1 pseudogene is annotated in these 642 nt (G+C 56.7%); it reads right to left on the minus strand.

What is annotated here, in order from left to right:
• Nucleotides 1–227, minus strand: a pseudogene (locus PI86_RS16735) (branched-chain amino acid ABC transporter substrate-binding protein); the annotation flags it as partial.
• Nucleotides 228–642: the final 415 nt, after the last annotated feature.

Consider the following 642-nt stretch of genomic DNA (forward strand, 5'->3'; position numbering starts at 1 on the left):
CCGTTTTCGTTGTCCTTGCCCAGGTGTGCAATACCGCCCGTCAAGGGCGCGACGTGGCCGATCTTGACGACTTGATCGGCGGCCGCGTTGCTTGCAGCTGCAACGCACAGCATCGCCGCGGCGGTGATCGGCAACAGCTTTTGCATCTTGATATTCATGTAAGTCTCCAGTTTCGGTCCCAATAAACGCCATCGCCCGGTGCCCCGCTGCCATCCCTGTGTTTGCATCACTGGACGATTCGCCGGTTGCATCGTTCATGCACTTGGCCTCAAGCACGTGGAAACAACCGCTTTTAGCGGCCGCCCGCCCGTACTTGCGCGCAAGTGTAGGTGATCAAATTAATTTGTGGGACTTTTTTGGGGTAGTGGTAACACTACCGATACGGGCACTTTGGAATGGTTACTCGAATATCGCCGCGAGCCCCGCCAGATAAGGGTTTCCGCTAATTACGGACGGTCGGATGAAAGGTGGATTTAAAGCATTCCCGCGACATTTCGATTCGGTATTTTGTGCGAGGGATCATTGAATGAAACGCGCGTGACAACACGCGCGTTTCAGGTGCCGATACGAGCCGTTCAGGCGGCCGTCGTACCGTTCATGCGAGCGTGGCGCGCCATTCGGCGTCGAGCGCGTCGACGAGCT

Source organism: Burkholderia sp. A9 (assembly GCF_000801975.1).